This is a genomic window from Streptomyces sp. NPDC057307 (assembly GCF_042667665.1).
Classification (GTDB): Bacteria; Actinomycetota; Actinomycetes; order Streptomycetales; family Streptomycetaceae; genus Streptomyces.
Genome location: NZ_JBHUZM010000017.1, coordinates 31,095 through 44,673 on the forward strand (window position 1 = coordinate 31,095; position 13,579 = coordinate 44,673).

Here is a 13,579-nt window from a genome sequence, read left to right on the forward strand (position 1 = left end):
TATGAGCTACGTGGAGAACCCGGAGCAGCGCAGCTGGATGATCGCCGAGGTCGCCGTCGTACCGGGGGTCGAGCGAGTGATCGTCTTCAGTGCCGACGGACTGCTGCTGGCCAGTTCCGAGGGCATGGACCGCGACTCCGCCGAGCGCCTGTCGGCCAGTTGCTCCGGTCTGCAGTCCCTCGGCCGCAGCCTCGGCAAGGAGTTCGGCGAGGACGGCGGGGTCGTCCACCAGCAGATGGTGGAGTTCAACGGCGGTTTCCTCTTCATGCGCAGCGCCAACGGAGCCCATCTCGCGGTCGTGACCGGCCCCGTGGTGGACCCGAAGCTCGTCGCCCGGCAGATGCAGGCGCAGGTGATCAAGATCGGGGCGGGGAACCTGAGCAGTCCGCCGCGGCAGGACTCCGTATGAGTGGGCCGGGAGAGCCGTACGACGAACACGCCCACGCCAGTGCGCTGCGTCCGTACGTGATCACCAAGGGGCGCTCCCGGCCGACCCGCAACACCATAAGTATTGAGACCCTCCTCGTGGCGATCAGCCCTCCACGTGCCCTGCCGGTCTCGGCGACCAGGGAAGAACGCGCCCTGGTGCGGATGTGCGAGCGGCTGCTGTCCCTCGTGGAGGCGGCCGCCCACCTCGAACTGCCGGTCAGCCTGGTGAAGGTGCTGGCGTCCGATCTCGTCGACAGCGGTCATCTCTCCGCCCGTTCCGGTGTGCCCAAGGCCGCCCTGCCCGACCCGCAACTCCTCCAGGAGGTACTGGATGGTCTCCGTCGGCTCCGCTGACCGCTACTTGCCCGACACTGTCCAGCAGGCCGTCAAGATTCTCGTCGTGGGCGCGTTCGGCGTCGGGAAGACCACGTTGGTCGGCTCGGTCAGCGAGATCGAACCGCTGCGCACCGAGGAGGTCATGACGCAGGCCAGTGTCGGCGTGGACGACCTGGCCGGCATGAGTACGAAGACCACGACCACCGTCGCCATGGACTTCGGCCGGATCACCCTCAACTCCCGCCTCGTGATGTACCTGTTCGGGACACCCGGACAGCGCCGCTTCTGGGATCTGTGGGAGGGGCTGGCGGAGGGCGCGCTCGGCGTCCTCGTCATCGTGGACACCCGGAGGCTGGAGGACAGCTTCGACGTCCTCGAACAACTGGAGCTGCGCGGACTGCCGTTCGCGGTCGCCGTGAACCATTTCCCCGACAGCGAGCGGTACGGCGCGGACGAACTGCGCGGCGCGCTCGACCTGTTGCCCGAGACGCCGGTGATGATGTGCGACGCGCGCGACCACGCGTCATCCGTCGACGCCCTGATCAGCCTCGTCGAGTACGTGTCGGCGAGCTCGGCACGTACCCCGGAGACCACCTCATGAGTTCCGCCCCACAGCCCGCCGCCGTACCCGCGTCCGAGCCCGCCTCCGCCTTTCCCGCCGACGCCGAGCCGGATGCCTCCGAGCCGGCACCCCCACCGCAGTGCCCGGCGCACCGTCCCCACGGCGGCGGTACGGGGCTCCTCCCGCTGTCCGCCGCCGTCGGCGCGCCCGACCCCCGCGCCGTCTACCGCCGACTCCGCGCCGAGTGGGGCAACGTGGCCAAGGTGGAACTCGAACCGGGCGTCCCCGCCTGGCTCGTGATGGGCTACCGCGAGCTGCTGACCATCACGCGCCAGGAGCAGATCTACTCCCGCGACGGCCGCAAGTGGCGCCACATGTACGACGGCGTCGTCGCGGCCGACTCGGGCCTGCTGCCGATGATGGGCTGGCGCGCCAGTGTCATCGGGTCCGACGGCCCCGAGCACCGGCGGCTGCGCAAGCCGCTCGACGACGGCATCGCCAAGATCGACCAGCGCAAGGTACGCCGCCATGTCGAAGAGATCTGCACCGACCTGATCGCGAAGTTCTCCGAGCGCGGCAGCGCGGATCTGGTGAACGAGTACGCCACGATCGTGCCGATGCTCTCCCTCGCCTCGCTGTTCGGCCTGGACGCCATCGAGGGACGGGAGTTGCTGGACGCGCTCATCGCCCTGTTCGGCAGCGCCGACGACTCGCAGGCCGGCAACCGCCACTTCGAGGAGATCCTCCTCGACACGGTGCGCGAGCGGCAGCGCAACCCGACCGACGACATGACGACGGTCTTCATCAACCACCCGAACCTCCTCAACGAGGCCGAGCGCCTCCAGTCGATCGTGGTGATGATCTCCGCGGGCAACGAGACCGTCACCGCGTGGATCGCGCACACGCTGCGCCTGATGCTCACGGACCCGCGGTTCGCCGCCCGCCTGCACGGCGGCCGGCTCGGAGTGGACGACGCGCTCGACCAGGCGCTCTGGCGCGACCCTCCGATGAACAACATGCCGGCCCGGTACGCCCTGCACGACACCGAGTTGGGCGGCCGGTTCATCCAGCGCGGCGACTGCCTCATCCTCGGGCACGCCGCCGCCAACGACGACCCGGCGATCCGTCCCGACGAGGGCGACGAGGAGCCGGGCAACCGCGCCCACCTCGCCTTCTCGGCCGGACCGCACGTCTGCCCGGCGCAGGTACCGGCGCGGCTCATCACCCGTACCGCCGTGAACACCGCGCTGAACCTGCTGCCGGACATGAAACTCGCCGTCCCCGCCGAGGAGGTGACGTGGCGCCCCTCACCCTGGACGCGCATCCCCGTCGCCCTCCCCGCGCGGTTCTCGGCGGCGCGCATTCCGATCCGTACCGGCCGGAGCCGGTCCCGAACGGCTTGACGCGGACCGAGGACGGACGGAACTTCCCAGAGATCCGCACACCCGAGACCGAGTTCTGGAGAAGCAACATGACCCTGCAAGCGGCACCCTCCTCCGAGGCGGAGATACCGGTCGTCACCCTCGACCCGCACGGCAACGACCACCACGGCGAAGCGGCCCGGCTCCGTGAACTCGGTCCCGTGGTCCGTATCAAACTGCCCGGCGACGTCATGGCGTGGTCGGTGACCGACCACGCCCTGCTGAACGACCTGATCGCCGACCCGCGCTTCAGCAAGGACTGGCGCAACTGGAACGCCATCCTGCGCGGCGAGATATCCGACGGCTGGCCGCTCATCGGCATGGTGAAGGTCACCAACATGGTCACCTCGGACGGCCAGGAACACCGCAGGCTGCGGAAGTTGGTCACCCAGACCTTCACGCCCCGCCGGGTCCAGGAGCTGCGCCCCCGTATCGAACGGATCGTCACCGACCTGCTGGACGCGCTGCCTTCGCACGCGGACCCCGACGGCAGCGTCGACCTCCGCCGCCACTTCGCCCACCCGGTGCCGATGCAGGTGATCTGCGAACTGTTCGGCGTCCCCGAGCACGAGCGGCCCCGGCTCAAGGAGTTGATGGACAACATCTTCCGCTCCGACCTGGGACCGGACGATGTGATGGCCAGTCAGATCGAGCAGTACCAACTGCTCGCCCGGGTCGTCGACAACTGCCGCAAGCACCCCGGTGACGACCTGACCAGCGCGCTCATCGCCGCCCGCGACGCGGACCCCGACTCGCTCAGCGAGGAGGAACTGGTCGGCACGCTCCTGCTGATGCTCGCCGCCGGGCAGGAGACCACACTCGGCCTGATCACCAACGCGGTACGCGCCCTGCTCACCCACCCCGACCAGCGCACCGTCGCCGAACAGGGCGACGAGGCGGTCTGGGCGAACGTGGTCGAGGAGACCCTGCGCTGGGACGCGCCGATCGGCAACTTCCCCTTCCGGTACCCCCTGGAGGACGTCGAGATCGCGGGCGTACGCATCCCCAAGGGGGAGGCGATCATGGCCCCTTACAGCGCCGTCGGCCGCGACAAGGCCCAACACGGCGCAGCCGCCGACGAGTTCGACATCACCAGGGAACAGCGCAAGCACCTGGCCTTCAGCCACGGCCCGCACTTCTGCCTCGGCGCCCCGCTCGCCAGGCTCGAAGCGGCGCTGGCCATACCGGCGGTGTTCAAGCGCTACCCGGAGCTGACACTGGCCGTCGACCCCGACGACCTGATCCCCGTGCCCTCGCTGTTCTCCAACAGCTCCGCCACGCTTCCGGTACGCCTCCGAGCCTGACAGTGACATGCTCGTCACATGACGTGGACAGAGTGCGGGCGGGGGCGGAAGCACGTAACCGCCCCTGACGCGACACGACTTCGCGACGATCTCGATCGACTGGGCATCGACGCGCCGATATCGACGCGGATACAGGTCGCCCTACGCGCGCGGCAGCGCTACCGGCGCGCCGCCCTGCGGTGGAGAGCCGCGTCCTGTCTCGCGGCCCTGCTGCTGATCCGCCCGGTGGTGTCCGGCTGGGGCGACCTCCTGACGGAGCTGGTCGGACCGGAGAGTCCGGGCCCCGTCGTCGCCGCGATCGACTCGTGGGTGGGCGTCCTGCCGTACGGCCTGGACACTCCGGTGGTGATCGTCCTCGCCGTCCTCGTGTCCGCGGCGGTGTTCGCCCTGCTGGCCGGCACCGTCGTCGCGTTCTCGCTGCTCCTGATGCCGCTGCTCGGCCCGCCGTGGGCGGGTGGCGGCCCCGTGGTGGTCGTACGCCGCTACGCGCCCGTGTACGTGCTGGTGCGAGCCGTGCGGGCGTGCGCCACCGCGCACGGGGCGGGCGGTCAGCGGCAGGTGACGGAGCGGGCCCGCGTCGGGGTGCACCTCCGGGAGGTCACGAAGGTCCTCCAGAACGCGCACGCGACGCGCGGCACCATCCCCTGGCGCTCGCGCCGCCGCCGCGGCCTGAAACGGCACGCCGGCCAGGTCGTCGCCGTCCTGCGCGAGACCGAGGCACGCCTCGACAGCGAACCGCGCGCCGCCCTCACCGATCTCGCGCGGCTGCTGCTGACGATCGCCGACCGGTACGCGGAGGGCCGCGTAGGGGCCCTCCTGGACCAGGACAGGCTCGACGGCGTCCGGCCCGTGCGCGACCGGGGAGCGGTCCGGCTGATCACGGCGACCGTGCTGACGCTCCTCGGCGTCGCCGCCATCGCCTTCCTCCAACTGCCGCCGATGGGGGAGCCGTTCGCGCTCGGCGCGGCGGGAATCGGCGTCCTGGCCCTGGTCTACGGCAGAGGCACCCGGCGCGCCCTGGACACCGCGGACACCCTCCGGCTGAAGGCGACGGGACTGCGCCCGCGCCGCCGCTGACAGCCCGTTTCAGCCCGGGGCGGAACGCGCGGTCCGGGCCCGCCGCCGGGGCAGATAAGGCAGTGCGCGAGGCGGAACACACCGCGGCGGCAGCGGACCGGAAGGGCGACCCCATGGCGAAGACGGCGGCGTACGACGAGATCGCGGACTGGTACGAGCACGAGTTCCTCGGGGCGAGCGACACCGGGCACGCGGACCCGCTCGGACTCGGCGACCTCATCACCGACCTGCTCGGCGAGGGCACCGGCCCCTGCCTGGAGATCGGCTGCGGCACCGGCGTCCACGCCGCCCGCGTCCGGGAGCTGGGCCGGACGCCCGTCGGCGTGGACCTCGCGGCCGGCATGCTGCGCCACGCGCGCGGCCGGCTGCCGGTGGCGCGCGCCGACGCCGAGCGGCTCCCGTTCCGCGACGGATCGGTCCCCGCGGTCCTCGCCGTGATGGTGCACACCGACATGCCCGGCTACCCGGCCGTGCTCCGCGAGGTGGCCCGGGTGCTGCGCCCCGGCGGGGTGTTCGTGCACATCGGCGTCCACCCCTGCTTCTGCGGAGGCTTCGCCGACCGCGGCGACCCGGACGTGGTCGTCGTCCGGCCCGGCTATCTCGACGGCCACTGGACGACGGACTCCTGGACGGACCAGGGCCTGCGCGACAAGGTCGGCGCGACGCACCGTCCGCTGCCCGAGCTGCTGCACGCCTTCCTGGACGCGGGCCTGACGCCGGAACGGTTCGCCGAGTCCGGCGGCCCGACGCCCCTGGTGCTGGCGGCCAGGACCAGGTCGGCCGACCCGAGGCGGTAAGAAGGATCATCATGCGTACGTGGTCGACGTGCGCACCGGTGTGCCCCACGAACGTGTGAAAGAGCGCCCGATGCTCCCTTCTTCGTCCGTTCGCGCAACCGGCATGGAATACATTGCGGGCGTAATCATCGTTTGTCTGGGTTTGCCCTGCCGACATATATGCGGGTTCGCGTCGGTGGTCGGTGACTGAACTGGAGTTGGTGTGGCAGCACAGCCCGGATCCGAGGTCGACGCGCCGCAGGAGAGTGACGACGACTCGTACGCGAACGAGTTGCCGGTCGTGCGCAAGAGGCCCGGCACCGTCATCATCACGTGGCTGACCACCACCGACCACAAGACGATCGGGACGCTCTATCTCGTCACGTCGTTCGCGTTCTTCGTGATCGGCGGAGTGATGGCGCTGGTCATGCGCGCCGAACTGGCCCGTCCCGGGCTGCAGATCGTGTCGAACGAGCAGTTCAACCAGGCGTTCACGATGCACGGCACGATCATGCTGCTGATGTTCGCGACACCGCTGTTCGCCGGATTCACCAACTGGATCATGCCGCTGCAGATCGGCGCCCCCGATGTGGCGTTCCCGCGGCTGAACATGTTCGCGTACTGGCTCTATCTGTTCGGCTCGATCATCGCGGTGTCCGGCTTCATCACTCCGCAGGGCGCGGCGGACTTCGGCTGGACCGCCTACTCGCCGCTGACGGACCCGGTCCGTTCACCGCTGATCGGCGCCGACCTGTGGATCATGGGTCTGGCCTTCTCCGGCTTCGGGACCATCCTCGGGTCGGTCAACTTCATCACCACCATTGTCTGCATGCGCGCGCCCGGCATGACGATGTTCCGGATGCCGATCTTCTGCTGGAACGTGCTCCTGACCGCCGTACTGGTCCTGCTCGCCTTCCCGGTACTGGCCGGTGCTCTGCTCGCGCTGGAGGCCGACCGGAAATTCGGGGCGCACATCTTCGACGCCGCGAACGGCGGCGCGTTGCTGTGGCAGCACCTGTTCTGGTTCTTCGGGCATCCGGAGGTGTACATCATCGCCCTGCCGTTCTTCGGGATCGTCTCGGAGATCTTCCCGGTGTTCAGCCGGAAGCCGATGTTCGGCTACATCGGGCTGATCGGCGCGACGATCGCGATCGCCGGTCTGTCGGTGACGGTGTGGGCGCACCACATGTTCGTCACCGGGGCCGTACTGCTGCCGTTCTTCTCGTTCATGACGTTCCTGATCGCGGTGCCGACCGGGGTGAAGTTCTTCAACTGGATCGGCACGATGTGGAAGGGCTCGCTGTCCTTCGAGACACCGATGCTGTGGTCGGTCGGGTTTCTCGTCACGTTCCTCTTCGGCGGTCTGACCGGTGTGATCCTGGCGTCGCCGCCGATGGACTTCCATGTCTCCGACTCCTACTTCGTCGTCGCGCACTTCCACTACGTCGTCTTCGGCACGGTGGTGTTCGCGATGTTCGCCGGCTTCCACTTCTGGTGGCCGAAGATGACGGGCAAGATGCTCGACGAACGGCTCGGGAAGATCACCTTCTGGACGCTGTTCATCGGCTTCCACGGCACGTTCCTGGTCCAGCACTGGCTCGGTGCCGAAGGCATGCCCCGCCGTTACGCGGACTACCTCGCCGTCGACGGCTTCACCACGCTGAACACCATCTCCACGATCAGCTCGTTCCTGCTGGGCATGTCGATGCTGCCGTTCTTCTACAACGTCTGGAAGACCGCCAAGTACGGGAAGAAGATCGAGGAGGACGACCCGTGGGGCTACGGCCGCTCCCTCGAATGGGCGACCTCCTGCCCGCCGCCCCGGCACAACTTCCTGACGCTGCCCCGTATCCGCTCCGAATCCCCGGCGTTCGACCTGCACCACCCGGAGGTCTCCGCCCTCGACGACGCGCACAACGCGGGCCGGCGGGACGTCGTGGAGCCCGGAGAGGGCATCGCCGCCCCGCTGGGGGACGACGAGGGCCGGTCGTGATCGCCGAGCCCTCACCGTCGCCGGGCGAGGCGTCCGCGGGCATCCAGCAGTTGGAGGGCTATCTGCTGGCCCAGAGCCGGGTGCGGGAAGCCCGTACGCACGCCGTGGTCTTCGCCGACCGCATGCCGTGGCTGACGACCGCTCAGCACGAAGAGGTCGTCAGCCTCTACACCCAGGACCACATCGCCATGTCCCGCCGGGCGCTGGAAGCGGTCGTGGCGCGCGCCGGTGAACTGCGCGAGGAGTACAGCGCGCGCTACGAGCTGCTGAGGCGGCGCCTGGTCTGCGCGAGCCTCACCGCGCTGATCGGCGCCTGCTCCGTGGTCCTGTGGCACCTCCCACGCTGACGGCGGCGACAGCGGGCGCGCGCTCTCCGCGGGGCGCGCTCAGTGGAGGGAGTGGACGACGGCGTGGCCCTTGCCGCGGCCGATCATCCACTTGTTGACCGGAGTGGTGATCAGGAACGCGATGGCGAAGCCGCCGAGGAGCGCGTACCAGAACAGCCCGTCTGACAGATGCGCGTCCATCGCTCCGGGAGTGAGCGCGATGATGCCGTTGTCGACGAGTTCCATGACCGCGATGGACACGGTGTCGGCGGCCAGCGCGATCCTGACGGCGGACTTCCAGTCGAGGCCGGCCCCGCGGACCGCGAACAGGGTGAACGAGTAGCCGAAGACGAACGCCAGGGAGATCGCCAGCACCATGGTCGGCACATTGCCCCACAGCAGGGCGGTGCCGATGACCATGCCGAGGATCTCGCCGATGGCGCACCCGGTCAGACAGTGCAGCGTCGCCTTGACCGCCGTCCCCCAGGACGCCCCGCCCGTGCCGCCCGGCAGATGTCCCGCGTGGTCGGTGTGGTCCATGGATCTCGACCCTCTCTCCGGTTCCGTGGGCGGCCTGGTGGTGGCCCGACACCGAACAGGATATACCCCCTAGGGGTATGGCGGTAGGGGTCCGTCCCGCCACGCGGAGTTGACCTTGCGGAGGCCGCTCAGCACGACTCCTCCAGGTAGGTACGCGTCAGGGCGCCGGCGCGGGTGAACCAGTCGGCGAGTACGGCGATCTCGTCCGGCGAGTAGTCCGCGCACAGCTCGGCGAGGAGCCCGTAATACGGCCGGTGGACCGCCTGTACGCGCTCGGCCGCCGCCGGGGCCGCGGTGACGCGCACCCGGCGCCGGTCGGCGGGGTCGGGCCGGCGGATCACGAATCCGCCCCGCTCCAGACGGTCGAGGATGCCGGTGACCGCCCCCGTCGTGGCGGCGGCGGCGCTGATCACACGGGTTCTGCGTCTGGCGGGCTGGGGCGAGGGGCCCGGCCCGCGGGCTGTTGATCAGCGGGGCGTCAGGGTGCGGGACGGCGCGGCGCGCGGGGGGCACGGCGACTGCCTCGGGTGCCGACTGGCCGGCAGGCGCGGCAATCCGGCGGGCGCCTCGGAGCCGTCGCGCTGAGCGAAGCCGCCCGCCGGGCGGAGCCTTACGCGACGGCGTCCAGCGCCGGTGCGACGACGGCGAATGCCTGGTCGGTCAGCGCGGCGGGGTCCTCGGCGCCGTCGCTGTCGCTCCATCGCTGCAGCACCGTGCCGAAGGCGGTCAAGGCGATTCCGGCGGCCAGTTGGGGATAGAGATCGGCCGCGGGGGCCCCGTTCAACCGGTTGGCCACTTCCGCCGCGAGCTCGTCGCGCCACTGTGCCTGACGCTCCAGGAAACGGGCGAGCAGGGAGGGGGTGCCCATGATCAACTGCACCACACGCAGCGTCTGGTCGGCATGGCCGGCGCAGGCGTCGATGGGGACCCAGACGGTGTGCCGCAGCGCCACCGACGGCGGCTCCTGGGCGGGGCGGCCCGCGAGTTCCGCGCGCATGCCGGTGCCCATGTCGGCCAGGAACTGGATGACCACGTCCTCCTTGGACGCGAAGTACCGGAAGAAGGTCCGCTTGGACACGCCGGCCGTGGCCACGATCTCGTCGACCGTGACCGCGTCGAACCCTTTGTGGGCCAGTAGCTTCAGCGCCGCTCCGGTCAACTCGTCCGAGACGAGTTGACGCTTGCGTTGGGCCAGGCTCACTTCAGGGTGGGTAGTCACCCCGCCAGCTTACACTCAATGCCCTAAATGGCACCCAGGCTCGCCTTGACACCGAATGCCACATGGGGCAGCTTGTGTCGCATGAGCGATAAGCGGCGCTGGACCGCCGAGCAGATTCCCGACCAGAGCAAGCGTGTGTTCGTCGTCACCGGGGCCAACAGCGGTCTGGGCCTGGCGACCACCCGGGCACTCGCCCGCAAGGGCGCGCACGTGATTCTCGCCGTACGCGACGAGGCCAAGGGACGCCGGGCGGTCGAGCAGCTCACCGCCGAGCACCCGCGCGCCGAGCTGGAGGTCCGCAAGGTCGACCTGGCGGACCTGGACTCGGTTCGCGCCTTCTCCGCGCAACTGCACTCCGACCACTCGCGCCTGGACGTGCTCATCAACAACGCGGGTCTGATGGCGCCGCCCCGGACGCTCGGCGTGCAGGGCCACGAAGTGCAGTTCGCGGCCAACCACCTCGGCCACTTCGCGCTCACCGGCCTGCTGCTCGACCTGCTGGAGGCCGGCGACAACCCCCGTGTGGTCACGGTGAGTTCGCCCAACCACCGACAGGCCAGCATCTTCTTCGACGACCTCAACGGTGAGCGCAAGTACTCGCCCATGGGGTACTACAACCAGTCGAAGCTGGCCAACGCCGTCTTCGGCTGGCAGCTCCACCAGCGGCTGGTCGCGGCCGGCAGCCCGGTGCGCAGCGTGCTCGCCCACCCCGGCTACACCTCGACCAATCTGCAGACCAGCTCACCGGTCGGCATGGTGAAGTTCGTGTTCGGCCGGCTGCTCCTCCCGCTCGCCCAGACCCCGGACCAGGGCGCGCTGTCCCAGCTGTACGCGGCGACCGCTCCGGACGTCGAGGGCGGACAGTTCATCGGTCCCGACGGCATGGGCGAGCTGCGTGGCGCGCCGAAGCGGGTGGAGCTGGCCCCGCGGGCCGCCGACGCCGCGACCGGCAGCCGGCTCTGGGAGCTGTCGGAAGAGCTGACCTCCGTGCGGTTCGGGTTCCCGGCCGCTGCCTGAGTTGCCCGAAAGGTACGAACGTGGCCCCGAACACCGTCGAGAGCAGTCCGTGGATCCGCCGGTACAACCCGGGCGCGAACGCGGGCGCGCGGCTGCTGTGTCTGCCGCACGCCGGCGGATCGGCGTCGTTCTACCTTCCGCTCTCACGGGCGCTCGGGCCCGAGGTCGATGTCCTCGCCGTCCAGTACCCGGGACGCCAGGACCGTCGGCACGAGCCGTGCGTCGACTCCATCACCGGGCTGGCCGACGCGCTGGTCGAGGAGGTGCTGCCCTGGGCCGACCGGCCGCTCGCCATCTTCGGGCACAGCATGGGCGCCATGATCGCCTTCGAGCTGGCCCTGCGACTTGAGCGCCGGGGAACGCGGCCGCTCGTGCTCTTCGCCTCCGGGAGGCGGGCGCCCTCCCGGAGGCGCGAGGACACCGCTCCCGTGCATCTGCTCGACGAGAAGGGCCTGATCGCGGAGTTGCGGAGGCTCAGCGGTACCGACGCACGGGTCTTCGAGGACGAGGAGCTGCTGCGGATGGCGCTGCCCGCCATCCGAGGCGACTACCGGGCGGCCGAGACCTACCGCTATGTTCCGGGGCCTCGTCTGGCCACTCCCGTCCACGCGCATGTGGGCACCGAGGATCCCAGGGTGACCCTCGACGAGGCGCGCGCGTGGGCGGACCACACGGACGGCGGTTTCGCGTTGCACACCCACCCGGGCGGCCATTTCTATCCGACCGAACAGCTGCCGAGGGTTGCCGACGCGGTGTCGCGGGAGATTTCGGGGCTTCTCTTACAGAAAAGCCTCTAGCGGACATAAGGCAGCGGCGCGCGTTGGCCGGCAGGCGTGTGAAGTACCTCACTATCCCGAATATCGAACACTTTTCGGTCGGCCGTCTTGTTAGGTTGAATCGACTTTCGAATACGAGTCGCGCAAGGCGTTGAAGGACACGTGGGGGACGTGATCGAGATGAATCTTGCCAGCATGCCGGCATACCCGTTCATAGGTCCGGACGACAATCCATTTAATCCGGTCAAAGAAACCGATTTGGAGCAGCTCGGGGGTTCCATAGGTAAAGTCCGACTTCCTTTCGGGGGTTGGGCCTGGCTCGTCACCGGGCACCAGGATGTGCGGCAGTTGCTGCGGCATCCGGGTTTCAGCTCGGATCAGTACAGGCCCGGATTTCCGGTGCTGAATCCCATTCCGCCGAAGCAGGGCGATGCCTCGGGCCTGTTCATCTTCATGGACGGCGACGCGCACAGCCGGCTCCGGCGGATGCTGACCGCCGAGTTCATGATCAAGAACATCCGGCGGATCGAGCCGCTCATCGAGGAGACGGTGGTCGAGGCGCTGGAGCGGATGCGCGGCCTCGGGGCGCCCGTGGACCTGATGTCCGAGTTCGCGTTGCCGGTGCCGTCGATGACGATCTGTCACCTGCTCGGCGTCCCGTACTCCGACCATGACTTCTTCCAGGAACACAGCCGCGTGATCATGGACCGGGAGTCCGGTCCGGCCGAGATCGACGTGGCCCTCGGCGCCCTGGCCGGCCTGCTGGGCGACCTGGTCGACGCCAAGCGGACCGAGCCCGGCGACGATCTGCTCAGCCGGCTCGTGATCGAGCGTGTGGTGCCCGGGGAACTCCGCAAGGACGAACTCGTCAGCCTGGCCATGCTCCTGCTCGTCGCGGGGCATGAGACCACCGCGAACATGATCGGGCTCTCGGCCCTCCTGCTCCTTCAGCACCCCGAGCACCTGGCCGCCCTGCGCGAGGACCCGAGCCTGGCGCCGGGCATGGTCGAGGAGCTGCTCCGATACCTCACAGTCGTACGTACGGGGCTGCCGCGCCTCGCCCTGGAGGACGCCGAGATCGGCGGTCAGAAGATCCTCGCCGGTGAGGGCGTCGTGGCGATGCTGGCGATGTCCAACCGGGACAGCTCGGTCTTCCGTGACCCGGATCTGTTCGACCCGGCTCGGAACGAGGCGCACCGGCACATGGCGTTCGGCTTCGGCCTGCACCAGTGCATCGGCCAGCCGCTGGCGCGGGCCGAACTGCGGGTGGCTCTCGTCGAATTGGCCCGCCGGTTCCCCGGGCTGCGGTCCGAGACCACCCTGGCCGATGCCGCGCAGCGTCCCATGGCGGTGACGTTCGGAGTGGCCGAGCTTCCGGTGACGTGGTGACCATGCGCGTCACGGTGAACAGGGACCTGTGCGTGGGCTCCGGGAACTGCGTGGAGACCGCCCCGGAGGTGTTCGACCAGGACGACCAGGACGGCCTGGTGGTGCTGCGGATCACCGAGCCGCCCGAGGATTTCCGTCAGTCGGTCGACCTGACCGCCCAGATGTGCCCGGTGGGCGCGATCGAGATCCAGCACCACATCCCCACGCAATAATCGCGTGACCCCCCGGTCATATGGTGAAACGATGCTGGGGGAAGGCTTTTCGAGCCGCAGATCCGTAACCGGACCCAAGCCTGAGATTTCTGCTCGGCGCACCCATGGGCCGGCTATGGATCTGCTACTCGCGAATGCTGAAGATCCACGAAAGCGTGGAGCGTGGTATTCCATTTCCCGTGCTCGCCCGGAGCGATTCGAT

At 69.3% G+C, this 13,579-nt stretch carries 15 protein-coding genes and 1 pseudogene; 13 read left to right on the top strand and 3 right to left on the bottom strand.

Going from position 1 to position 13,579, the window contains the following annotated elements:
* Nucleotide 1: 1 nt before the first annotated feature.
* The 9 genes from ACFUN8_RS09730 (at nt 2) to ACFUN8_RS09770 (ending at nt 8,245) form a co-directional block, all read left to right on the top strand.
* Entirely contained in the window at nt 2-409 is a 408-nt protein-coding gene (locus tag ACFUN8_RS09730; protein WP_382572598.1) for a roadblock/LC7 domain-containing protein, read from the top strand.
* Nucleotides 406-783 (top strand): DUF742 domain-containing protein, encoded by a 378-nt coding sequence (locus tag ACFUN8_RS09735; RefSeq protein WP_383634010.1) that lies wholly within the window; start codon nt 406-408, stop codon nt 781-783. The genes ACFUN8_RS09730 and ACFUN8_RS09735 overlap by 4 nt, the downstream gene beginning before the upstream one ends.
* Nucleotides 761-1,366 (top strand): ATP/GTP-binding protein, encoded by a 606-nt coding sequence (locus ACFUN8_RS09740; RefSeq protein ID WP_383634012.1) that lies wholly within the window; start codon nt 761-763, stop codon nt 1,364-1,366. Before ACFUN8_RS09735 ends, ACFUN8_RS09740 begins: the two co-directional genes overlap by 23 nt.
* Entirely contained in the window at nt 1,363-2,730 is a 1,368-nt protein-coding gene (locus ACFUN8_RS09745; RefSeq protein WP_383634014.1) for a cytochrome P450, read from the top strand. Before ACFUN8_RS09740 ends, ACFUN8_RS09745 begins: the two co-directional genes overlap by 4 nt.
* 68 nt (nt 2,731-2,798) lie before the next feature.
* Nucleotides 2,799-4,052, top strand: coding sequence for a cytochrome P450 (locus tag ACFUN8_RS09750; RefSeq protein WP_383634016.1), 1,254 nt, complete (start codon nt 2,799-2,801; stop codon nt 4,050-4,052).
* A gap of 18 nt (nt 4,053-4,070) precedes the next feature.
* Nucleotides 4,071-5,129 carry a hypothetical protein gene (locus tag ACFUN8_RS09755; RefSeq protein WP_383634018.1) on the top strand — a complete coding sequence of 353 codons (1,059 nt, stop codon included), beginning with the start codon at nt 4,071-4,073 and terminating at the stop codon, nt 5,127-5,129.
* Nucleotides 5,130-5,242: 113 nt separating this feature from the next.
* Nucleotides 5,243-5,926 (top strand): class I SAM-dependent methyltransferase, encoded by a 684-nt coding sequence (locus ACFUN8_RS09760; RefSeq protein ID WP_383634021.1) that lies wholly within the window; start codon nt 5,243-5,245, stop codon nt 5,924-5,926.
* Nucleotides 5,927-6,128: 202 nt separating this feature from the next.
* Nucleotides 6,129-7,898, top strand: coding sequence for a cytochrome c oxidase subunit I (gene ctaD / locus ACFUN8_RS09765; protein WP_383634023.1), 1,770 nt, complete (start codon nt 6,129-6,131; stop codon nt 7,896-7,898).
* On the top strand, nt 7,895-8,245 hold the full coding sequence (locus ACFUN8_RS09770; protein ID WP_383634025.1) for a hypothetical protein: 351 nt from the start codon (nt 7,895-7,897) through the stop codon (nt 8,243-8,245). Before ctaD ends, ACFUN8_RS09770 begins: the two co-directional genes overlap by 4 nt.
* Nucleotides 8,246-8,284: 39 nt before the next feature.
* Here ACFUN8_RS09770 and ACFUN8_RS09775 read toward each other — a convergent pair whose 3' ends face one another.
* The 3 genes and pseudogenes from ACFUN8_RS09775 to ACFUN8_RS09785 all read right to left on the bottom strand — a co-directional run bounded on the left by ACFUN8_RS09775 (nt 8,285) and on the right by ACFUN8_RS09785 (nt 9,983).
* Complete coding sequence (locus ACFUN8_RS09775; RefSeq protein WP_383634027.1) at nt 8,285-8,764, bottom strand: DUF4396 domain-containing protein; 480 nt, start codon at nt 8,762-8,764, stop codon at nt 8,285-8,287.
* 128 nt (nt 8,765-8,892) lie between these two features.
* Nucleotides 8,893-9,165, bottom strand: a pseudogene (locus tag ACFUN8_RS09780) (MarR family transcriptional regulator); the annotation flags it as partial.
* A 209-nt stretch (nt 9,166-9,374) separates the two neighbouring features.
* Complete coding sequence (locus tag ACFUN8_RS09785) at nt 9,375-9,983, bottom strand: TetR family transcriptional regulator (protein ID WP_383634029.1); 609 nt, start codon at nt 9,981-9,983, stop codon at nt 9,375-9,377.
* An 81-nt stretch (nt 9,984-10,064) separates the two neighbouring features.
* Between ACFUN8_RS09785 and ACFUN8_RS09790 the strand changes: the two genes are divergently transcribed.
* The 4 genes from ACFUN8_RS09790 to ACFUN8_RS09805 all read left to right on the top strand — a co-directional run bounded on the left by ACFUN8_RS09790 (nt 10,065) and on the right by ACFUN8_RS09805 (nt 13,377).
* Nucleotides 10,065-11,000, top strand: a complete 936-nt coding sequence (locus ACFUN8_RS09790; RefSeq protein ID WP_383634031.1) for an oxidoreductase — start codon at nt 10,065-10,067, stop codon at nt 10,998-11,000.
* A gap of 20 nt (nt 11,001-11,020) precedes the next feature.
* The gene (locus ACFUN8_RS09795) at nt 11,021-11,797 is read left to right on the top strand and encodes a thioesterase II family protein (RefSeq protein WP_383634033.1); all 777 of its coding nucleotides are present in this window, start codon (nt 11,021-11,023) and stop codon (nt 11,795-11,797) included.
* Nucleotides 11,798-12,175: 378 nt separating this feature from the next.
* Nucleotides 12,176-13,165: a cytochrome P450 gene (locus tag ACFUN8_RS09800; RefSeq protein WP_383634035.1), complete on the top strand. Its 990-nt coding sequence runs from the start codon at nt 12,176-12,178 to the stop codon at nt 13,163-13,165.
* Between the two features lie 2 nt (nt 13,166-13,167).
* Entirely contained in the window at nt 13,168-13,377 is a 210-nt protein-coding gene (locus ACFUN8_RS09805) for a ferredoxin (RefSeq protein ID WP_383634037.1), read from the top strand.
* Nucleotides 13,378-13,579: the final 202 nt, after the last annotated feature.

Bases quoted from the DNA above. Each gene is read 5' to 3' on its own strand.
- ACFUN8_RS09730 (WP_382572598.1), top strand. From the start codon at position 2: ATGAGCTACGTGGAGAACCCGGAGCAGCGCAGCTGGATGATCGCCGAG.
- ACFUN8_RS09735 (WP_383634010.1), top strand. From the start codon at position 406: ATGAGTGGGCCGGGAGAGCCGTACGACGAACACGCCCACGCCAGTGCG.
- ACFUN8_RS09740 (WP_383634012.1), top strand. From the start codon at position 761: ATGGTCTCCGTCGGCTCCGCTGACCGCTACTTGCCCGACACTGTCCAG.
- ACFUN8_RS09745 (WP_383634014.1), top strand. From the start codon at position 1,363: ATGAGTTCCGCCCCACAGCCCGCCGCCGTACCCGCGTCCGAGCCCGCC.
- ACFUN8_RS09750 (WP_383634016.1), top strand. From the start codon at position 2,799: ATGACCCTGCAAGCGGCACCCTCCTCCGAGGCGGAGATACCGGTCGTC.
- ACFUN8_RS09755 (WP_383634018.1), top strand. From the start codon at position 4,071: ATGACGTGGACAGAGTGCGGGCGGGGGCGGAAGCACGTAACCGCCCCT.
- ACFUN8_RS09760 (WP_383634021.1), top strand. From the start codon at position 5,243: ATGGCGAAGACGGCGGCGTACGACGAGATCGCGGACTGGTACGAGCAC.
- ACFUN8_RS09775 (WP_383634027.1), bottom strand. From the start codon at position 8,764: ATGGACCACACCGACCACGCGGGACATCTGCCGGGCGGCACGGGCGGG.
- ACFUN8_RS09790 (WP_383634031.1), top strand. From the start codon at position 10,065: ATGAGCGATAAGCGGCGCTGGACCGCCGAGCAGATTCCCGACCAGAGC.
- ACFUN8_RS09805 (WP_383634037.1), top strand. From the start codon at position 13,168: ATGCGCGTCACGGTGAACAGGGACCTGTGCGTGGGCTCCGGGAACTGC.